Source organism: Kibdelosporangium philippinense, assembly GCF_021390435.2.
GTDB classification, from domain to species: domain Bacteria; phylum Actinomycetota; class Actinomycetes; order Mycobacteriales; family Pseudonocardiaceae; genus Kibdelosporangium; species Kibdelosporangium philippinense.
On sequence record NZ_JAJVCN010000002.1, the window covers coordinates 2,707,371 to 2,728,731 of the forward strand.

Annotated in this window: 17 protein-coding genes and 1 tRNA gene; 12 read left to right on the forward strand and 6 right to left on the reverse strand. The window is 66.6% G+C overall.

The window, feature by feature from the left end; all coding sequences use genetic code 11:
- Window positions 1-76: 76 nt before the first annotated feature.
- From LWC34_RS31375 to LWC34_RS31430, 11 genes are all read left to right on the forward strand, one after another.
- Entirely contained in the window at window positions 77-787 is a 711-nt protein-coding gene (locus tag LWC34_RS31375; protein WP_233728679.1) for a class I SAM-dependent methyltransferase, read from the forward strand.
- The gene (locus tag LWC34_RS31380; RefSeq protein ID WP_233728681.1) at window positions 784-2,487 is read left to right on the forward strand and encodes an ABC transporter ATP-binding protein; all 1,704 of its coding nucleotides are present in this window, start codon (window positions 784-786) and stop codon (window positions 2,485-2,487) included. The genes LWC34_RS31375 and LWC34_RS31380 overlap by 4 nt, the downstream gene beginning before the upstream one ends.
- Window positions 2,484-4,208 carry an ABC transporter ATP-binding protein gene (locus LWC34_RS31385; protein WP_233728682.1) on the forward strand — a complete coding sequence of 575 codons (1,725 nt, stop codon included), beginning with the start codon at window positions 2,484-2,486 and terminating at the stop codon, window positions 4,206-4,208. The genes LWC34_RS31380 and LWC34_RS31385 overlap by 4 nt, the downstream gene beginning before the upstream one ends.
- A 27-nt stretch (window positions 4,209-4,235) precedes the next feature.
- Window positions 4,236-5,126: an SAM-dependent methyltransferase gene (locus LWC34_RS31390; RefSeq protein ID WP_233728684.1), complete on the forward strand. Its 891-nt coding sequence runs from the start codon at window positions 4,236-4,238 to the stop codon at window positions 5,124-5,126.
- Window positions 5,123-6,475, forward strand: coding sequence for an FAD-binding oxidoreductase (locus LWC34_RS31395; RefSeq protein ID WP_233728685.1), 1,353 nt, complete (start codon window positions 5,123-5,125; stop codon window positions 6,473-6,475). The genes LWC34_RS31390 and LWC34_RS31395 overlap by 4 nt, the downstream gene beginning before the upstream one ends.
- A 38-nt stretch (window positions 6,476-6,513) precedes the next feature.
- Window positions 6,514-8,139 carry a (2,3-dihydroxybenzoyl)adenylate synthase gene (locus LWC34_RS31400; RefSeq protein ID WP_233728686.1) on the forward strand — a complete coding sequence of 542 codons (1,626 nt, stop codon included), beginning with the start codon at window positions 6,514-6,516 and terminating at the stop codon, window positions 8,137-8,139.
- 166 nt (window positions 8,140-8,305) lie between these two features.
- On the forward strand, window positions 8,306-8,986 hold the full coding sequence (locus LWC34_RS31405) for a thioesterase II family protein (protein WP_233728952.1): 681 nt from the start codon (window positions 8,306-8,308) through the stop codon (window positions 8,984-8,986).
- Window positions 8,983-10,302 carry a salicylate synthase gene (locus tag LWC34_RS31410; protein ID WP_233728687.1) on the forward strand — a complete coding sequence of 440 codons (1,320 nt, stop codon included), beginning with the start codon at window positions 8,983-8,985 and terminating at the stop codon, window positions 10,300-10,302. Before LWC34_RS31405 ends, LWC34_RS31410 begins: the two co-directional genes overlap by 4 nt.
- Before the next feature lie 221 nt (window positions 10,303-10,523).
- Entirely contained in the window at window positions 10,524-11,063 is a 540-nt protein-coding gene (locus tag LWC34_RS31415; RefSeq protein ID WP_233728967.1) for a hypothetical protein, read from the forward strand.
- Window positions 10,969-11,538 (forward strand): transposase, encoded by a 570-nt coding sequence (locus LWC34_RS59005; RefSeq protein ID WP_372496670.1) that lies wholly within the window; start codon window positions 10,969-10,971, stop codon window positions 11,536-11,538. The genes LWC34_RS31415 and LWC34_RS59005 overlap by 95 nt, the downstream gene beginning before the upstream one ends.
- A gap of 155 nt (window positions 11,539-11,693) precedes the next feature.
- Window positions 11,694-13,031 carry an ISL3 family transposase gene (locus tag LWC34_RS31430; protein WP_233728953.1) on the forward strand — a complete coding sequence of 446 codons (1,338 nt, stop codon included), beginning with the start codon at window positions 11,694-11,696 and terminating at the stop codon, window positions 13,029-13,031.
- Window positions 13,032-13,275: 244 nt separating this feature from the next.
- On the opposite strand, the gene LWC34_RS31435 is transcribed toward LWC34_RS31430, so the two are convergent.
- The 4 genes from LWC34_RS31435 to LWC34_RS31450 form a co-directional block, all read right to left on the reverse strand.
- A tRNA-Arg gene (locus LWC34_RS31435) sits at window positions 13,276-13,348 on the reverse strand.
- A gap of 88 nt (window positions 13,349-13,436) precedes the next feature.
- Entirely contained in the window at window positions 13,437-14,498 is a 1,062-nt protein-coding gene (locus tag LWC34_RS31440) for a LacI family DNA-binding transcriptional regulator (protein ID WP_233728689.1), read from the reverse strand.
- Between the two features lie 80 nt (window positions 14,499-14,578).
- Window positions 14,579-15,481 carry a GlxA family transcriptional regulator gene (locus tag LWC34_RS31445; RefSeq protein ID WP_233728691.1) on the reverse strand — a complete coding sequence of 301 codons (903 nt, stop codon included), beginning with the start codon at window positions 15,479-15,481 and terminating at the stop codon, window positions 14,579-14,581.
- Entirely contained in the window at window positions 15,478-16,026 is a 549-nt protein-coding gene (locus tag LWC34_RS31450) for a cysteine hydrolase family protein (protein ID WP_233728692.1), read from the reverse strand. The genes LWC34_RS31445 and LWC34_RS31450 overlap by 4 nt, the downstream gene beginning before the upstream one ends.
- Window positions 16,027-16,164: 138 nt before the next feature.
- On the opposite strand from LWC34_RS31450, the gene LWC34_RS31455 reads away from it, so the two are divergent.
- Window positions 16,165-18,009 carry a S9 family peptidase gene (locus tag LWC34_RS31455; RefSeq protein ID WP_233728694.1) on the forward strand — a complete coding sequence of 615 codons (1,845 nt, stop codon included), beginning with the start codon at window positions 16,165-16,167 and terminating at the stop codon, window positions 18,007-18,009.
- Between the two features lie 161 nt (window positions 18,010-18,170).
- Here LWC34_RS31455 and LWC34_RS31460 read toward each other — a convergent pair whose 3' ends face one another.
- Both LWC34_RS31460 and LWC34_RS31465 read right to left on the reverse strand, forming a co-directional pair.
- A complete protein-coding gene (locus LWC34_RS31460) occupies window positions 18,171-20,366 on the reverse strand; it encodes an ATP-binding protein (RefSeq protein ID WP_233728695.1) in 2,196 nt (731 codons plus the stop codon).
- Window positions 20,367-20,376: 10 nt separating this feature from the next.
- Window positions 20,377-21,228, reverse strand: a complete 852-nt coding sequence (locus tag LWC34_RS31465; RefSeq protein ID WP_233722595.1) for an IS5 family transposase — start codon at window positions 21,226-21,228, stop codon at window positions 20,377-20,379.
- Window positions 21,229-21,361: the final 133 nt, after the last annotated feature.

Below are 21,361 nucleotides of genomic sequence, written 5' to 3' on the forward strand. Positions count from 1 at the left end.
GCTGCACAGGAAATTGCCGCAGGTGAGTCATGGCGTCGACGATAGTCAATGAGAACCATTTTTGGAAAGGACTAGGATGTTCACTGACGACTACGCGGACTATGCGGAGTTCTACGACCTGATCGCGGCCTGGCACGTACCGACGATCGCCGAACAGCTGGCCGCCGCACTGGCCACTGTGGCCAGTGCGGCGGGGCCGGTGCTGGAGGTCGGCGCGGGCACCGGCCGCGTCACCCAGATCATCGCCGAGGCGCTTCCCCAGGCGCACATCATCGCCGAGGAACCATCAGGTCCCATGCGGGCGGTGCTCACCAGCCGCGTGTTCTCCGACCCCGTGCTGCGCCCACGGGTCACCATCCGGCATGAGCCGGTGCAGGACATGCCGCTTCCGGAGCGCCTCAGCGCGGCTGTGTTCATCGGTGTGCTCGGGCATCTGACGGCGCCGGAGCGAGTCGCCCTCTGGCAGCGACTCACGCCACGACTGGCAGCGGGCGCACCCGTTGTGGTCGACCTGTTCGCGAGCAACGCGCAACCGACCGAGCCGATCCGGTTGCTGGCCGAGTCGATCGGTGAGCTGACCTACGAGTGGTGGATCAGTGCCAAGCCCACCTCCGACGGTGCGCTGCGCCCCCTCCGGACGTGGAAGGTGATCAACGGCGACGAGGTCATGCGCACTGTGCAGACGAGCGGCACCTGGTCCCCCTTCACCCTTGAGGAACTGGCGCAGGAGTCCGGACTCACTCCGCACCGCGACGAGTCCTCGTCAGTCGCGGTGCTGATCCGATGACACCCCTGTCGTTGCTGAAGGAGGTGCGATCGCCGCTCGGCGCGGCGATCGCGCTCCAAACGCTGGCCGCCGTGGCAGGTGTGCTGCTGTTCGTCGCGCTCGCCGACCTCGCCGAACAGTTGCCGCACGGTGCCGCGGCGATCTGGCCTCCGTTGGTGTTGGGGGCGATCGCGGTGCTGGCCGCGACGCTGCTGACCTCTGCGGCCACGACGCTCAGCCACCTCGCGGACACGCGGCTGCAACTGCGGCTGCGGCAGCGGCTCGCCGACCGGATCGGCCGCCTGCCGCTGGGCTGGTTCGCGACGCAGGGGGCGGGCCGGGTCGCCAAGGTCGTGCGCGACGACGTGCACGGCCTGCACCACCTGGTCGCGCACACCCTGCTCGACGTCACCGCCGTGGTGGTGACTCCGTTGGCGGCACTCGGCTTCCTCATCGCGGCCGACCCGTGGCTCGCCCTGGTCAGTGTGCTCCCGCTGGTGGTCGGTGTGGCGTTGTTCGCCCGCAGCCTGGCCGGTTCGGCGGCGCAGTTCACCGAATACGGCACAGCGCAGCGGGAGATCAACGCCGGTGTCGTCGAGTTCGTCAACGGCATCGCGGTCGTCAAGACCTACGGCGGCGGACAGCGCGCGCACCGTCGGTTCGCCGACGCCACTGCCGTGTTCCACGACTTCTTCCGCGCGTGGGCCGGCCGGACCACGACGATCACCACGAGTGCCTTCCTGGCCGTCTCCGCGCCCGCGGTGTTGGTTGTCGTACTGGGCGTGGGCATCTGGCTGGTCGACTCGCAGATCAGTTCGCCTGCCGATCTGCTGACCGCCGCACTGCTGGCTCCGCCGATGGCCGCTCCACTGGCGGCCATCGGCACCTGGATGCAGCAGCTGCGTGCCGGGGTGTCCGCGGCGGAGTCGGTGACGGCGTTGCTCGCCGAACCCGAACTGCCCCAGCCGCAGGCACCGCGCATCCCTGACGGGTCGGTGGTGCGCCTGGAGAACGTGGCTTTCTCCTATGACGGCGAGACCGAGGTACTGCGGGGGATCGACTTGGAGCTGAGGCCGGGCACGGTCACCGCGCTGGTCGGCCCGTCGGGGGCGGGAAAGTCCACTGTGGCCCTTCTCGTCGCCAGGTTCCACGACGTGACGCGCGGCCGGATCACCCTGGGCGGAGTCGACGTTCGGGAGCTCAGCACCGAGACTCTCTTCCAGCACATCGGATTCGTCTTCCAGGACGCCATGCTGCTGCGTATGTCCGTCGCTGACAACATCCGGCTCGGCCGCCCGTCCGCCACTGACGCGCAGGTGCACGCGGCCGCGCGGGCGGCCCGAGTGCACGACCGGATCGTCGAGGACCCACGGGGCTACGACGCCATCGTCGGAGTTGACGTGGACTTCTCCGGCGGTGAGCGGCAGCGGATCGCCATCGCCCGTGCCGTACTCGCCGACACCCCGGTGCTGGTGCTGGACGAAGCGACCGCGTTCGCCGACCCGGAGTCGGAGGAACTGATCCAGGACGCGCTGTCGGAGCTCGCGCGGGGACGCACGCTGCTGGTGGTCGCACACCGGCTGCGCACCATCGTCGACGCGGATCAGATCGTGGTGCTGAGCGAAGGCCAGATCGTCCACAAAGGACGCCACGGGGATCTGCTCGCGGAACCGGGCCGGTATGCCCGGATGTGGCAGGCGCAGGAGGGAAGTCACACGTGATCAGGGAACTGCTCACCGCGCTCGGAAAGAACCACGACTCGGCGCTGCGGCGGCTGCTCGTCCGCGCGGGTGTCGCCGCGCTGGCGCAAGGGTTCGCACTCGCCCTGCTGGTGCCGGTGCTGCGCGCGCTACTCGGTCCGGCACCCGGCACGGCATGGTCGCCCTATCTTGCGTTCGCCGTGTGTGCCGCGATCGCCGTCGCCGCTCAGTTCAGCGCGCAGAAACACGGGTTCACGGTGGGCGTCGCAGTGGCGCGGCAGTTGCACGAGCGTCTGGGTGTCGCCATCGCCAGGGTTCCGCTCGGCTGGTTCACCAAGACCAGGATCGGTGCGCTCACACGGATGAACACCGACCAGGTGCTCGGCGTGATGAACGTGCCCGCGCATCTGCTGCGCATGGTGGCCAACGGAGTGCTGACTCCGGTCGCGATCCTGCTCGCACTGTGCTTCATCGAACCCCGCATGGCACTGGCTCTCGCTTTGGCCGCTCCGGTGCTGTACGCGGTACAGCGGTTCAGCGCCGGCCGAATCCAGCGAGCGGACGCCGAGCGAGGCGTGTCAGCGACGGACACGGCGAACCGCATCCTGGAGTTCGCGCAGAACCAGCCGGTGATCCGGGCGTTCGGCGGTCGCACCGCACTCGATGACGCACTGCAGGCCGGGAAAGCGGCCGAACAGAAGATGCTGTGGCGCTCATTGCCCGGTCTGGTGAGCTTCGACCTCACGCTGCGGCTGGTGATCGTCATCGTGCTCGCACTGGGCGTCGAGCTTCTGCTCGACGGCGCAGTGGACGCACCGACCCTGCTCGCGCTGCTGGTGCTGCTGGTCCGGTGTGCTGAGCCGGTCGCCACGCTGGCCGAGCTGGGTGCCGCACTGCGCTTGGCGCGCAATTCCCTGCACGGGATCAACGAGGTACTGGCCGTTCAGCCTCTCGCTGAGCCCACCCTGCCACGCCGTCCCGAGCGGTTCGACGTCGAGTTCGACGAGGTGCGGTTCGGTTACGACGACCGGCAAGTCCTGCGCGGGGTGAGCTTCGCTCTGCCCGAACGCGGGATCACGGCGCTGGTGGGTTCGTCGGGGGCAGGCAAGTCGACCGTGGCGCGTCTGCTCGGCCGCTTCGCCGACGTCGATGACGGCGAGGTGCGCATAGGCGGTGTGCCGGTGCGCGAGATCGCCACCGAGGACCTGATGTCGTCGGTGTCCTTCGTGTTCCAGGACACCTACCTGTTCGACGGCAGTCTCAGGGACAACATCCGGATCGCCGATCCCACTGCCTCCGACGAGCGGATCCGAGAGGTGGCGACGAAAGCCGGACTCGGCGACCTGGACATCGAGCTCGCCGCCGGGGAGGAGGGTCTCGGACTCTCCAATGGCCAGCGGCAGCGAGTGTCCATCGCGCGCGTCCTCCTCAAGGACGCGCCGATCGTCGTACTGGACGAGCCGACCTCCGCGCTCGATCCCGAGCACGGCGCGATCGTGCGCGCCACCGTGACCGAACTGGCACGAACCAAGACCGTGCTCGTGATCGCCCACCGGCTCGACATCGTGGTCCACGCGGGCCAGGTACTCGTCCTCGACGACGGCCTCGTGGTCGAACGCGGCACCCACGACCAGCTGCTCGCGGCGCACGGTCGGTACGCCCGGCTCTGGCAGGCACACGAGCACGCTCACGGCTGGCGGCTGACCACCGCGTCGACCCACGACGCGCTCGACCCCGCCTGACAACCACCGAAAGGTTTGCAGACAACCATGACCACACAGCAACAGCAATGGGATGTGGCCACCGGCGTCGGGAGGACCGCACTCGGAGTCGCGGCCGCTCGCGCGGTGGAGACGAACAGCCCGGACGGTCTGATCGAGGACCCTTACGCGGCGCTGCTCGCCCAGGCGGGCGGGTTGACCGCGCCGCCTCCTGGAGCGCCCGCGGACCAGGCCGTCCCGGCCTGGTCCTTCGCGGCACGGTTCCTCGGCGTGCGGTCCCGTCGCTTCGACGAGTACCTCGTGGAGTCGGTCGCGGCGGGCATCGACCAGGTCGTGCTGCTCGGTGCGGGACTCGACGCCCGCGCGGTCCGCCTCGACTGGCCGGACACCGTGCACCTCTTCGAGGTCGACCAGCCGAAGGTGCTTGAGTTCAAGCACGCCGTGCTGACCGAGGCCGGTGCCCGCACCAGTGCGCACTGGCACTTCGTGCCCGCCGACCTTCGTGAGGGCTGGGCTTCCGCCTTGCGGGCCAATGGTTTCGATCCTGGCCGTGCCACGGCATGGCTCGTCGAGGGACTGCTGTGCTACCTGCCCGCGCAGGCCGAGGCGGACCTGCTCGACACGGTGTGCGCCCTGTCGGCGCCGGGCAGTCGCCTGGCGGGAGACTGGATGAGCGAGGAGAACACCAAAACGGTGACGAGCCATCCGGCGTTCCATGCCACGAACGCCGACGCCAAGACCGATCTCGACTCGCTGTGGAACACCGAACCGCGCGAGATGAGCCCGCAGGAACGGCTGGGCGCGGACGGCTGGCAAGTAAGTGTCGACTCCGCAGGTGCGTGGGCGCGTCGCTACGGCCGGGAACTGTCCGGTCCCGCGGGTGAGCTGATCGGTCTCACGTCCATCGTGACCGCCACGTTGCCCGGAGGTGTTCGATGAGTGTCGCGTCGGTAGTGGCTGAATTGACCGGTGCTCTGCGGCCTGATCAGGTGATCGTGCCCGGCAGCGGCGCGGACGAGAGCTGGCGGGTGTTCAACGCCGCGGTCGACCACGAGCCTATTGTCGTCGTGCGCTGTGCCGGTGTTGTCGACGTGCAGGTCGCGGTGCGCGTCGCCCGCACGCACGGCCTGCCGTTGTCCGTGCGCGGTGGCGGACACGACTGGGCGGGGCGAGCGCTGCGACACGGCGGCCTCGTCCTCGACCTCACCGCGATGCGTGAGGTCGAGGTGGACACGGACGCGAGGATCGCCACGGTGGCGGGCGGTGCCAAGTCGGGCGATGTGATCACCGCAGGCACCCCGCACGACCTCGTGGCCGTGACCGGCACGATCGGCCACGTCGGGATGGCAGGGATGAGCCTGGGCGGTGGCTACGGTCCGCTCAACGGCCGGTTCGGCCTGGCGCTGGACAACATCGTGGGTGCCGAGGTGGTACTCGCCGACGGACGAGTGGTCATCGCCGACGAGCACCGCGAACCGGAGCTGTTCTGGGCGCTGCGCGGCGGTGGCGGCAATTTCGGTGTGGTCACCTCCTTGCGCATCCGGCTGCACTCGTTGGCGCAGCTGCTGGCCGGGTTCATCGTGTATCCGTGGTCGCAGGCCACGCAGGTCCTGTCCGCACTGCCCGAGTTGCTCGCGGCGGCACCCGACGAGCTGACGGTGTTGAGCGGCGTCATGCCGGGGCCGGACGGCTCACCCACGGTTCTGCTGTCACCGGCCTGGAGCGGCCCGATCAACGACGGTGACCGGCACATCGCGAACCTTCACCGCCTTGGCTCCCCGATGATGGCCCAAGTGGGGCCCATGCCTTACCAGGCCATGCTCGGGCTGTTCGACTCGCAGGTGGTACCGGGACTGCACAACACGGTCCGCACGAGGACGGTGGCCGGACACACGCCGGAGATCGTCGCCGCGCTGGTGGCCGCAGGTGACACGAAGACCTCGCCCATATCGGCCATCGGCCTGCACCACTTCCACGGCGCCGCCACCAGAGTGGCGCAGCAGAGCACCGCGTTCGGCATCCGCCGGCCGCACTTCTCGGTGGAGATCGCCGCGCTGTGGCAGCCGGGCGATGACGCCGCACGCCACCGCGAGTGGGCCGACGCTACCTCAACCGCCATCGCCGCGCACGCTCTACCCGGTGGCTACGCGAACATGCTCGGGCCTGATCACCACGATCAAATCGCGCAGGCCTACGGCCCCAATGCCGCCCGGCTGCGTGCGGCTAAGGACCGGTATGACCCGGAGCGGGTCTTCACCGCCATTCCGCTGCCGCTCGGTGATCAATGATCACGACGGAATCGACCACTGAGCAAAGGAATCGACCAGTGGCAACCACACATCCTGGTTGGCCGGACGCCGATGCTCGGCGGTACCGGCGAGAAGGGTACTGGCGTGGCATGACCTTCGGCGCGCTGTCGCGCCAGTGGGCGGTGAGTTGGCCGCGGCGTACCGCCTTGGTGGACTCCGACCGGAGGTGGACGTACGCGGAGTTGGACGCCGCGGCCGATCGCCTCGGTGTCGCGTTGAGACAGTGGGGGATCAGGGGCGGCGACCGGGTGGTGGTGCAGCTGCCCAACTGCGCGGAGTTCGTGTTGTTGTGGTTCGCGCTCCAGCGGATCGGCGGCGTGCCGGTGCACACGATGCCTGGCCATCGCAAGACGGAGATCGGCCACGTGCTGCGATCGTCGGGCGCCGTCGCCTACGTGGTCGCGGATCGGCACGGCCGCTTCGACTACCGGGAACTGGCCGCCGAAGTGCTGGGCGACCTCGCGGACTGCTTGACATCACCCCGTGTCGTCGTGGTGGGGGACACAGGCCACCATGCCGATTTCGTCGCGTTCGACGACCTGCTTCGTGATTCGAGCTCGTCAGCGGAGATAGCCGACGAGCCCGTCGACTCCGGCGATCTCGCGTTGTTGCTGCTGTCGGGCGGTACCACTGGGCTCCCGAAGCTCGTTCCCCGCACGCACGACGACTACCTCTACAACGCTGCGGCGAGCGCCGACGTCGCTGCTCTCGACGGTGACTCGGTGTATCTCGCCGTGCTGCCGATCGGCTTCAACTTCACGTTCGCTTGTCCCGGCGCGCTCGGCACGTTGTGCAGGGGCGGCACCGTCGTCCTCGCACGGGATGCGAGTCCCCAGACCGCTTTCGAGCTCATCGCCCGTGAAGGCGTGACGATCACGGCGTTGAGTCCACCGCTCGTGCCGCACTGGCTGGAGGAGTTCCGCACGAGTTTGCCGGAGTTGGGTAGCTGGCGCGTGCTCCAGGTGGGCGGCGCCCGGCTGCCGGACGAGGTGGCTCGGGATGCCGCTTCCGTCATGGGGGTGACGGTGCAACAGGTCTTCGGCATGGCAGAGGGCCTGCTCAACATGACCCGACTGGACGATCCGGTGCGGTTGGTCACCACCACCCAGGGCAGGCCGATCTCGCCCGCCGACGAGGTGATGGTTGTCGACGAGGCGGGCCGTCCGGTTCTGGATGGACAGGTCGGGGAACTGCTCACCCGTGGCCCCTACACAGTGCGCGGCTATTACCGCGCCGAGGAGCACAACCGCACGGCCTTCACCGCGGACGGTTTCTACCGCACCGGAGATCTGGTGCGTCTGCTGCCGTCCGGGCACCTCGTCGTCGTGGGGCGCTGCAAGGACCAGATCAACCGAGGCGGCGAGAAGTTCGCCGCGGTCGAGGTCGAGGAACATCTCGCCGCTTATCCGGGGGTTAAGGCCGCTGCCTTGGTGGGGGTGTCGGACGACCTGGCGGAGCGTGCGGTGGCGTTCCTGGTCTGTTCGGGTCCGCCGCCATCGGCTCGCGAGCTGGCGAGGTTCCTCGCTGATCGCGGTCTGGCGGCGTACAAGGCACCGGATCGTGTGGTGGCCGTGGCCCACCTGCCGATGACGGCGGTGGGCAAGGTGGACAAGAAATCCTTGGCGCGCAGCGTTTCGGACTGATGGACAGGCGCGACGGTGGCGCGGCCGAACAGGTGAGCCGGCACACTCCCTATTGACAATGATAGTCGTTCTCAGCTGAACTCCGCTATGCGCCGAGGGAGAGGTCATCGTGAAAGTGGTGTCGTTACGCTGCCGGACGCGTCGTCCGTTTGCGGAAACGCGAGTGGTGTGTTTGCCCCATGCGGGAGGATCGGCGAGTTTTTTCAACCAATGGGGTCCGCGGCTGCCCGCACGGACAGAGCTGTGGGCGGTGCAATATCCCGGCCGGGAGGATCGCATCGACGATCCTCCCGCCGCCCAGGTGGTGTCACTCGCCGCGGAGATCGCTGAGGAGGCAGCGGGACTGACCGGCCTGCCGACCATCCTTTTCGGACACAGCTTCGGCGCGCTGGTGGCCTACGAGGTGGCGCGGTTGCTCGAACACCGCTACCACAGGCCAGTGGCGGGGCTGGTGGTCTCCGGCCGCCGTCCGCCGATGGATCCCGCCGAGGGCTCTGTGCACGTGCGCACCGACGACGGTCTGGTCGACGAGCTGGAACGACTCGGCGGACCCGGCGCCGCCGTGTTGGGAGACCCTGTGCTGCGGTCGGTGTTCCTGCCCGCAGTGCGTTCGGACTATCGGCTCAGCGAGTCCTATCGGCATCGGGCAGGCTCTGCGCTGTCGTGCCCGGTGCTCGCGTTGATCGGTCGTGAGGATCCCGAGGTCGACGCTCGACAGGCCGCGGGATGGGCCCAGTGCACGACCGGCCCGTTCGAGCTCGACTCGCTGCCGGGCGGCCACTTCTACCTCATCGAACACCAGGCGGACGTGCTGTCCCGGCTGGCACGAATCGGAGAACCACTGTGACGTACGCCGAACGGTCCGTGAGGTTCGAGGCTGACGCTCTCGCGGTCGCCACCGCACTCAGCGCGCACACCACGCAGCCGTACTTCCTGTACGAGAACCGTGGTGTGGTCTCGTGGGCGGAGGGTGAGATCTCCGTCGTGGAGGTGTACGCCGATCGCGCGGTACTCCTCACGGAGAACCGGCGCCGCGAGCATCCCGTCACCGCGCATCCTCTCGCGGCCGCCGGGGCCGCGCTGGCGGACGTCGTTTCGTCACGGGACCGGACATACGGCTGGATCACCTTCGAGCTCGCGGGCCACGCCGACTGGACGGGAACAGTGCCGCTCGCCCGGTTCGTTCTGCCGCGCAAGGAGATCAGATTCACCGACGGCGTCGCGCTGCTCCGCGCCGAGACTCCGAACGAGGTCGACAAACTGGAGGCCGCGCTGGCTGAAGCGATCACTTCGCCCCACCACCTACCCGAGAACGATCGGTACACCCTCGACATGGTCGAGCACGACGCCGAGCGGTACAAGGCGGCGGTCGCCTCAGCCGTGCGGGATATTCGCGACGGAAAGCTGGACAAGGTGATCCTGTCCAGGTCCGTCCCTGTGCCCGGCGACGTCGATCTACCCGCGACCTACCTCGCGGGCAGGCGCGGGAACGATCCCGCCAGGTCTTTCCTGGTGAAGTCGGGTGACTGGGAGGTCGCGGGATTCAGTCCCGAGATCGTCACCAGGGTCGACACCGATGGTGTGGTCGTGACGCAGCCACTGGCCGGCACCAGGGCGTTGGACGGCGATCTCGTCATGAACATCGCCCGGCGCGAGGAATTGTACCGCGACGCCAAGGAAGTGTTCGAGCACGCCATCTCGGTGCGGCTCGCGGCCGCCGAACTCGCCCAGGTGTGCACGCCCGGCACGGTGCGGGTCGAGGACTTCATGTCGATCAAGGAGCGTGGCAGCGTCCAACACCTCGCCTCGGAGCTCGCGGGCGAGCTGCGGGCGGGGGCGAGCTGTTGGGACGCGTTGGCCGCGTTGTTCCCGGCGGTGACGGCCTCGGGCATTCCCAAGACGCAGGCGTGCGAGCTGATTCGTGCCGTCGAGCCGGATCGTGGGCTTTACAGTGGCGCCGTGCTGACGGTCGACGCCGACGGCACGTTGGACGCGGCGTTGGTGCTGCGCAGCATCTACCGCCAGGGAACGCGGACGTGGTTGCGCGCGGGAGCGGGGATCGTGGCGCAATCGGCGCCGGAGCGCGAACTCGAGGAAACGCGGGAGAAGCTCAACAGTGTTGCGCGATTCGTGGTCCCTGCGCTGTCTCCGGCGACGATGTGACTTCTGCCCCAACCGATGGGATGAACGCACACCGGTGCGGCGGCAAGGTCACTGCACGGACGCCGGCATAAGCGGAGCGCGCTGTTGGTTGTCCAGCGTCGGTGAGGTGCCCGAGTGCTCGGGATAGCCCTGTGGTGTCTGGGAGGCTGTCCGGATGATCGTCTCGCTACTGTGCCAAGTTTTGCGGCGAAAGTGATCACTTGCCGGTATGTTGATCACTCGTGATCGTGATCGAGGACGCGCGTCGGTTGTCGCCTGCCGAGCGGGAGGTGCTGCGGCTGGGGGTAGTCGCGGCACTGGAGTCCGGGAAGATCGCGGGGGGTATCGGCAGGCAGCGGAGGTGTTCGGCGTTTCCGAGCGGTCGGTGGGCACCCGGTGGCAGGCCTACCAATGGGACGGACGCGAGGCCCTGGCCGTGCGGCGGGTGCGGCGGGTGCGGCGGCCCAGCCGAGCTGATCAGCGCCGCCGAGCGCGGCACCGTGTTCACGGCGATGGCTGACTACACGCCGGACGAGCTGCTGATCGGTGGTCCGTTGTGGACCCGGGCGGCGGTGGTGGAGTTGGTGCGGATGGTGGTCGGGGTGGTGATGACCGAGCAGGGTGCGGGCCTGGCTGGAGGCCGAGTATCCGGCGATCGCCGGGCGGGCTCGGGCCGAGGGTGCGGCGGTGGCGTGGGTCGACCAGTGTGGGCTGCGCTCGGATGCCGCCCCACCAGGCCGGTCGTGGGCGCCAATAGGGACACACGCCGGTGGTGCGGGTGAGGCGGGAAACGGCTGGGGGGTGAATGTCATGTCCGCGGTCGCGTCCCGGGGTGCGTTGTGGTTCACCGTGTTCACCGGCCAGTTCACGGCGCCGGTGTTCGCCGCGTTCCTGGACCGGCTGGCGCGGCAGGCCGGCCGGAAGGTGCACGTGATCGCCGACGGTCACTCGGTCCACCGTGGCAGGGCCGTGCGTGCCTGGCCGCGGGCCAACGCCGACCGGATCGAGCTGCACCTGATGCCCGGCTACAGCCCCGAGTTGAACCCGGACGAGTCGATCAACGCCCGAATCAGGCGCGCCGTCAACGCCCGCGGGCACTTCCCCACCGAGCAGGCCGCCCTCAAGTGCGTCTACCTGGCCATCATGAGCCTCGATCCGACCGGCACCGGCCGCAAACGCTGGTCCAACCGCTGGAAGAAAGCCCTCAACGCCTTCGAGATCACCTTCGACGGACGCCTGTCCGCCGGACGCAAGTAACCCCCGAAGATCAACAGTTACACCGAAAAGTTGGCTCTGTCGCTAATTGCGTGATCAACTTGGTGGGTTGGCTGCTGGTGTTCGTGGCGGCTTTGTGATCATGGTCGGCGTGTGATGATGGTTGGCTGGATAATCTCCTGCCGCACTTGGCCGGCGTGGTGGTCGAGCAGATCGAGCGAACTCAATCGGGTGTGGTGATCTGGGCGCGCGTCAAGGCGCAGAACGGGATCTGTCCATCCTGCACCGGCCGGTCAGGTCGGGTGCACAGCCGCTACGACCGCAAGCTCGCGGACGGCTCGGTGGCTGGCCAGTCTGTGATGCTGCGGTTACGGGTTCGCCGGTTCTTCTGCGATGGACCGGACTGTCCGGTGGGGACATTCGCTGAGCAGATCGAGGGCTTGACCGTCAAGCACGCCCGCCGGACTTCCTTGTGCCGCAAGGCGTTGGAGCATATCGGTCTGGCCTTGGTAGGCAGGGCTGGGTCGCGCTTGGCTACCCGGCTGGGGCTTCTGGCGAGCCGGAGCACCTTGCTGCGTCTGATGTATGCGCTGCCCGATCCTGATGTAGGGACGGTGGCAGTGCTCGGTGTCGATGACGTCGCGCTCAGACGCGGCCGGAAGTACGCGACCGTGCTGATCGACGCGGTCACCCACCGCCGCGTCGACGTGCTGCCCGATCGCAAGGCAGACACCCTGGCGGCCTGGCTGCGTGAACACCCCGGGGTACGGATGGTCTGCCGTGATGGGTCGGCGGCCTACGCGGACGCCATCCGGCAAGGCGCCCCGCGTGCAGTGCAGATCAGCGACCGCTGGCACCTGTGGCACAACCTCGCCAAGGCAGTGGAGAAGACCGTGACCGCCCACAGCCACTGCTGGCACACCGGACCACCCCGCACCACGACCAGCCCACGCGAGCAACGCACCCGGCAGCGCTACGCCGCTGTCCACGACTTACTCGCCCAGGGTGTCGGGCTGCTGGAGTGCGCCCGCCGCCTGGGCTGGGCACTGAACACCGTCAAACGCTACGCGCGGGCCGAGTCGGCCGAGGCCCTACAGCGCCCTCCGCAGTACCGCCGCACGCTGGTTGACCCCTACCGCGATCATCTGCGCCGCCTAGCCGACGAGCCCGGTGTGCCGGTTACCCGTCTGCTGCCCGACCACCAGCGGCGGCATCTGGACGAGTTGATCACCAGTTGCCCGCAGATGACCGCCCTGGTCGCGCGGGTCCGCGAGTTCGCCGCCCTGCTCACCCAACGCCGCGGCGCCGACCTCGACGAGTGGATCACAACCGTGCGGGCGGATGATCTGCCTGCCCTGCACGCCTTCACTCACGGGCTTGAGATGGACCATGACGCCGTCGTGGCCGGGCTGACCCTCCCCTACAGCAACGGACCCGCCGAGGGTGTCAACACGAAGGTCAAATATCTGAAGCGGCAGATGTTCGGACGAGCGGGCTTTTCCTTGCTACGCAAGCGAATACTACTCAGCCAATAGCCCGACACTCGACCAGCGCAACCCTGATCCATTGTGACAGAGGTGAAGCGTCTTCCGCGCAACCACACCAAGTTGATCACGCAATTAGCGACAGAGCCGAAAAGTTGACAGACCCGGGATTGGCGGAACTAAGCGGCCCCCATGCAGGGCTGACCAGCAAGTACAGGCATGCGGTTGATATTCACACCTTGAAGGTGTCTTCGAGTACCAGCCGCTCGCTTGTTGATGTTGCCCATGTTCTGTGTGCCCCCGGCAGGACTCGAACCTGCGACCAAGAGATTAGAAGTCTCTCGCTCTATCCGCTGAGCTACGGGGGCTGAGGGCGGCAGGCTAACCGCCTTCAGAAGGGTGATCGTTCGCCGACGCCTCAGTGTTTCTGAATCGCACCAGTCTGGGTGAACAAGATCACCGGGCTAGGCGTCTTGCTGGCACCGGTCCGCTGGAAGCGCGCACCACCAAGGTGACGGGGATGGTCACCGGTTCGGCGGGCGGTCTGCCGTCCAGCAGGCGAAGTGCCTGCTCACCGGTCTGTCTGCCCTTCTCGAGCAGATCTTGCCGCGCTGTGGTCAGCGGCGGATCGGCCCACGCGGCCGCTGGTGTGTCGTCGAAACCCACGATCGTGAGGTCTTGCGGCACGCCGAGACCTATCTCACGTGCGGCACGAATTGCGCCGATTGCCAACTCGTCCGACATGCACAGTAGTGCTGTTGGGCGAGGGGATTGGGCCAGCAGCCACGCCGCTGCCTCCCGGCCGAGTTCGCGTGTGCTCGCAGACGCTTCCCAGACCGGAGTCGACGGCGGCAGGTGGTCGAGATAGCCGTTGAGCCGCTCGACGGTCACCTGGAACTCGGCTGAACTGATCCTCTGTGGACTCACCGGTCCGGTGTGCCCGTCCGCCGACATGTCCAGGCTGATGATTCCGATGTCCCGGTGACCAAGGCTCATCACGTGCTGCGCCGCGAGCGAAGCGCCTTCGCGGTCAGCGACGCGGACATCGGCGCCGGTCTGGTCGACCATAACCAAAGGCAGCCCGCGTTGGTGAACAGCCGTGATCGCCGGTGCGTTGTCCGGCAGGGAGTACGCGATGACGACATCCGCGTGCACCCGGGCGACCGCCGCGGGACTCGGGCCGCCGCCGTGCGGTCCACCGGGCATCAGCACGAGCAGCCGTTCGCCGGTGTCGACTGTGGACGCCAGGGTGTCCAGCATGATGGACAGTGCCGGGTCGGAGAACGCCGCCGACAGGCCGCGGTCGAGCATCACGGCGATCGCGCCGGAGCGCTGAGTGGCGAGGCTGCGAGCGACTGGGTCCGGTCCCGCGTAGCCGAGCCGGGCCGCCGCGCTCATGATTTCCGCACGGAGCCGCTCGGACAGTTGATCAGGCCGGTTGTAGGCGTTGGACACCGTCGCGCGGGACACGCCTACCTCGCGTGCCACCGTGTCGAGCGTCGGTCGCCTGGAACTCACCCGCAAAGGGTACTGACTTACCCGGCCAGGCCAGGCAGTCGCCCAGTTAATTTTGCTTTGCAAACAAAGCTACCATCAGGTCAGCGCGAGCGGAGACGGCGAAGCATGCGGGCGTCCTCGAAGCCGACCATCCGGGCAGCGGATTCGACGGTGGCGCCATGCCCGATGAGATGCTCGGCGCGTTCCAGGCGCAGTGCCTGCTGATAGCGCAAGGGCGTCATGCCGGTCGCGCGGCTGAACAGGCGCGTCACGGTTCGTTCGCTGCATCCGCTGAGTTGAGCGAGCTCGGCCAGCGACAGCCGGTCCGTCATGCGAGTTTCGATGACGTCCTGGATGCGGTGCACGGTCTCGTTCACGTGCGACCGGTGTTTGAGCAGGACGCTGGACTGCGGTTCGTCGCCGTTACGGCGGGCGTAGACGACCATCCCGCGGGCGATGCTGGCGGCAGCGGCAGGCCCATGGCGCGTTGTGATCATGTGCAACGCCAGGTCGATACCGCTGGCGATGCCCGCCGAGGTGATCACGCGGTCGTCCACGACGTAAAGCACGTCACGCACGACCGTCGCGCGCGGATAGCGCAGTTCAAGCTCATCCTGCAGGTCGTGATGGGTGGTGCACCGGCGCCCATCGAGCAGACCCGCTCGCCCCAACATGTCCGCGCCCGCGCACACACTCGCGACCACACCACCCGCGGCGTGGTGGTCGCGCACCCAGGCCAGAGTCGTGTCGCTCAGCTGCCCAGTGCCCACGAGCCTAGGGGAGCGCCAGCCTGGCGTCAGAATCAGATCCTCAGTGGACAGTGCGGGCAGTGACGTGTCCGCGCCGAGCGGCAGGCCCTGCGCACTGGGAACCTCAGCGCTCTGCGCGACATAGCTCAGCTCGTAGCCGAGGCCGAGGTCGGCCGCGTCGGAGAACACCTGTGCAGGCCCCGAGAGATCCAGTAGATGGACTCCCGGGACCAGCAGGAAGACCACGCGGGTCACGATCCGGTCAGCTCCGCCACGGTCGCTATCGTCGCAAACCTGCCCGCCAACGCGTACTCGGTTCGTTCGATCAGCTGATCGGTCCTGAGCACGGCGCCGGTCTTCCAGTGCGGCAGCGGTGTGGTGGCGGTGGCGTCGGTGACGAAGGTCATCTCGAACCCGAGATCGCTGCCGACCCGGGTGGTCGTCTCGCAGCACTGCTCGGTCCGGATGCCGCTGATCAGCAGCTCCCTGATCCCGCGTGCGGTCAGCGTCTGCTGCAGGTTGGTCGTGGTGAACGCGTTGTGCGACGTCTTGAACAGCACCGGCTCGCCCTCGTCAGGCTTCAGTCCGTCGAGCAGCCGGACGTACCCGTTCGCCGGATCGAACACAGTGTCACTGCCCGGCTCGCTGTGCAGCACCCACACGACCAGGTCGTTCTCCGCCCTCGCCAGGTCCACGAGCCGGTTCACCTGCCCAACGATGTCCGGGTTGGACAACTCGGCCCAGCTGGGCCGCTGCCGGAACGATTCCTGCACGTCAATCACGATCAGCGCCTTGGTCATGCCACGAGCATCGCGGCTCAGGACAGCCGTTGGTAAGGCACACGTAGGCCGTGATGCGGACGGATCTGGTCACGGATATCAGTCCCGTGTCAGCGCCAGCGAGGTCATATGTCAGCACGCTTGACCACAGTGAGCCGCATGTACGAAATCGCTGAGCAACTTCTTACGGCAAACCGCCCAAACCTTGTGCGCGGAGGAACGGTTGTACCGCCATGGGCCGAGCCGCCCGGTAACCCGATGGAGATCCCGTCGCCGGACGGCAAGCACGTCGTTTTTCGCCGTGACTACAACCTCTGGATCCGTTCGGACGGCAATGAACGCCCGCTGACGACGGATGGCGACGTGGACCACGACTACGGCGCCAACCCGGACTACTTCATGTACGCGCCGATGTTCACCATGCTGGGACTGCCGCACGCGCCGCCTGCGGCGGTGTGGTCGCCTGACTCGACGAAAGTGCTGACACATCGAACGATCCAAGAGGGCTTGCGGATCAAGTACTTGCTCTCGTCCGACGGTCTGCGCTCGAAACGCTCGGCTCTGCCCGGTGACGAGCAGGTGCAGCTGGCGGAGTTCGTGGTTGTCGATGTGTGTTCCGGCGCTGTGCTGCATGGGGCCAGTGTGCCGATGCCGATGCTGTCGCCGATCCAGATGAAATGGGCATGGTGGGCGGCCGACGCCGTGTACTACCTGTCCACTTCGGATGGGCTCGCGTTGCACAGGCTCGATCCAGAATCTGGCTTGGTGCGCACGGTTGTGCACGAGTCCGGTGAGGGCCGGATCTTGCCTGGCCAGCACCTGATGCTGGGGCCCGCGGTGTACGTGCTGCCATCGGGGGATGTGCTGTGGTACTCCGGACGGGATGGCTGGGGCCATCTGTACCTGTACTCGGATTGCTCGATGGTTCGGCAGGTCACGTCTGGTCCGTGGCAGGTGAAGCAGATCCTGCGGGTGGCCGACGACGTCGTGCATTTCGTGGCTGTTGGCTTGGTTTCAGCTGATCCGTACCGCAGCACGGTCTGCCGGGTCGGCTTGGACGGGACAGGTTTTGCTGTGGTGACCGCCGACGAACTGGACCACGTGGTGGTTCCTGGCGTCGCTGGCTTCCTCGACACAGCGTCCACACCGGACACCCCGCCGGTGCATGTGGTGCGATCGTGGGACGGTCATGTTGTGGAGGAGCTTGGCCGCGCGGACATTTCTGCGCTTCTGGAAACCGGATGGTCCCCGCCGGAACGTTTCTGTGTGAAGTCCGCCGATGGCTCGACGGATGTGTATGGCGTGCTGTATTGCCCGCACGGCTTTGACCCTGCGGTTCGGTATCCGGTCGTGGACCACACGTATTTGAACCCGTTCGTGACCAGGGTCAGCGCGGCTTTTGACGCAGGATGGCATGGTCACGACGCTGAAGCGTTGGCAGCTTTGGGTTTCGTGGTGATCGCTGTCGACGGACGCGGAACTCCCGGGCGGGACAAGGCTTTCTGGGACGCGTCATACCAGAACATGTCCGCGGGGTTGGATGACCATGTGGCGGCTTTGCGGCAGCTGGCGATGACGCGCCCGTGGATGGACCTCGACCGGGTGGGCATTTGTGGCCTGTCCGGCGGTGGGTTCGCAACCGTTCGGGCGATGCTGGACCACCCGGACGTGTACAAGGTCGGCGTGGCGTTGTCCGGCGTGCACGATTACCGATACACCGACCCCGCCACCACCGACATGTACGGACCTTACGACGCGGATGTCTTTGCCGGTTACTCCAATGTGGACTCAGTGGATGGGTTGGCTGGCAAGCTGATGCTCGTGCACGGCGGTCTCGATGACCAGGTTTCACCGGACCAGACGTACCGGTTGGCTGAGGCGTTGATCGCGGCGGGCAAGGACTTCGAGTTGCTGATCGTGCCAGGCGCGGATCACGTGTTCACCGGCTACGAGACGTATGTGCACCGCCGCACCTGGGACTTCCTGCTCCGCCACCTGCGTTGAAAAGACAGCTCCGCAGGTAGCTGGCGCCCACACTGCTTCGCGGCCTGCCGTTGACCGCTGATTGCCCAATACCAGCGCAGCTCCGTGACCTGCGGAGACACCGTCCACCCCGCAACCTTCTCCGCGACAAATCCCGTCACAAGGGGATCCCTTATTTTTAGTTAACCATAGGGGTCTGACAGTTTTGCTTGGATGCGCGCGGCGTCAGGGTTTGACAGGTCCGGCATTCCGCGAACAGCCACAGACTCCGCGAGCAACCGTGCGGCCTCGGCCAGGTCGCCCGAGCCAAGAGCCTGGTCGGCCTGGCCAATCAACACCTGCGCGATCACCGGCGCGCTCCGGCTGCGGCGCGCCAAAGCCAGCGCATCCTCCCGCGAAGATCCTGTCAAATACGCACGCAAGTCCAAGACCATCGCACGGAAACCCCAGTTCAGCGTGAGATCCTTGCCCAAAGACGTAGCCTTCGCCAACGCGGCCTGAGCGGCGGGAACATCGCCAGCCCACCGGGCGATATCGGCCGCCGTGAAAGCAGCGGCGACCTGAGCCTCAGGCAACCCGATCCGCGAAGCGTCCCGAGAGGCCACGGACAGAGCCAAAGCCGACCCATCCCGGTCGCCACGCAACCACAGCAACTGGGCCAATCTGAGCCGGGGTTTCCAAGCATCCTCAGGAGGAACGATCTCCTCGACCACATCGACCGCTTCCTGGCAATGAGCCACGGCGGCGGAGAGATCACCGCGCCACGCGGCCAAATCCGCCAAGTTGGTCAGCGAAGTCGAGATCCCCCAACGCTCGCCGAGAACCCGGAACTCGGCCAAAGCCGTACGAAACCCTGCATCGGAAGGATCGCCAGCAACGAGGGCACCGATCGCCAGGTAAAGCTGGCCCATCGCACGCACCCAAGGATCATCGGAGGCCAGCGGGTCCGGGGACACGAGTTGTACGAGTGGGTGACGACCGCCGAGTTGCTGCGCGGCACTTACCCAACCAAGCGCTTGCTCTTCGTCACCATTGCCCAAGAAATTGAACTGGGCGACAGCGGTGCAAGCCGTGGCCCGCAAGTCAGGATCAACCGAACCCGGCAAAGCCAAAGCGCGAACGCCAAGGCAAACACCAGGAACCCGACGACACCGCAAAGACCACTCGAGCAACCAATACCAGCCGACAGCCGCAGTCAACCGAACACCAGTCTGCGCATCGGTAACGAAACGCAAAGCGCTGTTGATGTTGGCGTCCTCAGCCTCCATCTTCGCCAGCCACTCGACCTGTTCGGCCCGCCGCAAATGCGGATCGGCCGCCTCAGCCAACGAAATCAGATACGAAGCATGTGCCTGCCGCGCTCCCGCAGCATCGTCGAGACGGTCCAAGCAGTAAGCCTTGATCGTCTCCAACATTCGAAAACGACCACCCGCGATCACCAAAGACTTGTCCGCCAAAGAAGTCAACACAGAAACGGCGTCAGGGCCGCAGACATGTTCAACGGCCTCCAGAGTCGCGCCATCGGAGAACACCGCGAGCCGGCAGAGCACGTCCTGTTCCCGAGACGAAAGCAGATCCCAGCTCCAGTCGATCACAGCTTTGAGGGTCTGATGCCGAGGCAAAGCGGTACGACTTCCCTTGGTAAGCAACCGGAACCTGTCGTCCAACCTGGACGCGACCTGTTCCGCTGTCATCGTCCGCAACAACACGGCGGCCAGTTCGAGAGCGAGCGGGATGCCGTCCAACGCACGGCAGATCTGGACAACCGCAGGCGTAGGCGAAAATCCCGGATGCGCACGCTCGGCCAGCAACCGCACTGCGGGATAAGACAGCGAATCCGCGAACGAAGCCTCAGCGGGCGGGAGGTCGAGCGGTTCAACCAACCGAACAGCTTCCCCCGTGATACCAATAGGTTCACGGCTTGTGGCAAGGATCCGCAACAAGGGACATTCGCCCAGCAGTTTGTCGGCGAGGTGGGCAACCTCGTCGATCACATGCTCACAGTTGTCCAACACCAGCAGCAAAGAACGAGTCCGTAACGCGCCGAGTTCCCTGATTCCCAAGGCAGAAAGGATCGCCTGGGACACGTCGTCGTTGAGCGCGGCGAGTTCGACGAACCACACCTCGCCAGGTAAGCCACGTGCGGCCTCGATCGCCAACCGGGTCTTGCCCGAGCCGCCTGGACCGGTGAGTGTGGTCAAGCGGTGGTCCTGCACAAGCCGCCTCACCTCGTCGACTTCGGCAGAACGCCCCACGAAGCTCGTCAACGGGACACGCAGATTCGTTTCCGGCGCGCCCTGCAGGATCTCGGCGTGCAGCGATGACAGTTCCGGTGACGGATCGGCGCCCAACTCCTCCGCCAATGCCTTAGAGGGCATCTGATCTTAGTTAGGCAAGAATGTCTGCTTTGGGTGGATCGTTTCGCCAGGTTTGGGTGGATTCCCCGGTCAGGGTGCGGCTCATTATGTTAGTCATCGCCCAGTGGACCATCGTGCGCGACCGCTGGGGCAGGGCTTCGTAGTCGCGCGCGAGTCGGCGGTGTTGCATCAGCCAGCCCAGACTGCGCTCCACTACCCACCGCCGGGGCAACACGTGGAATCCCTTGGCAGAAGGGCGTTTGACGACCTCAACCCGGATACCCCGCTGGGCTCCATGACGGATGACTGTGTTGTTGTAGCCACCGTCCACCCATGCCGCCGACACGGTCGGATGCGCAGCGGCGAGATGATCGAGAACCTGTTGCCCGCCAGCGGAATCCTGCACCGACGCCGCGGTCACGATTACCGCCAGCAGCAGGCCGAGCACATCGGTGGCGATGTGCCGTTTGCGGCCCTTGATCTTCTTGCCCGCGTCGATACCCTGACTGGATTCGCTGACATTGCAGGAGGTTTTCACGCTCTGCGAGTCGATGATCGCCGCCGTCGGGGCAGCAGCGCGGCCTTTCGCGACGCGGACTTGGTCACGCAACAGGTCATGCAGCGTTTCCGTTGTGCCATCGGCTTCCCACTTGGCGTAGTAGTCATAAACCGTCTTGCAGGGCGGGAAGTCGTGCGGCAGATACTCCCAGGCGATCCCGGTCCGGCACACGTACAGGATCGCGTTCACGATCTCCCGCAAGTCATGCACGCGCATCACGGTTCCCGGCCCACGCCGGGCAGCACGCCACGCCGTCAGCGTTGGCTCGATCAACGCCCAGCGAGCATCGGACAAGTCGCTGCGGTACGCACGCCGGGACCCCACAAGTTGATCAAGGTATCAGCCGTCACCCGACACAGACATATCGCCCCAACCAAGATCAGATGCCCTCTTAGCCTGAATCCACTGATGAGTGGGTGTTCGGGGCGGCGTGTTACAAGTGAAAGTGCCTTCTGAC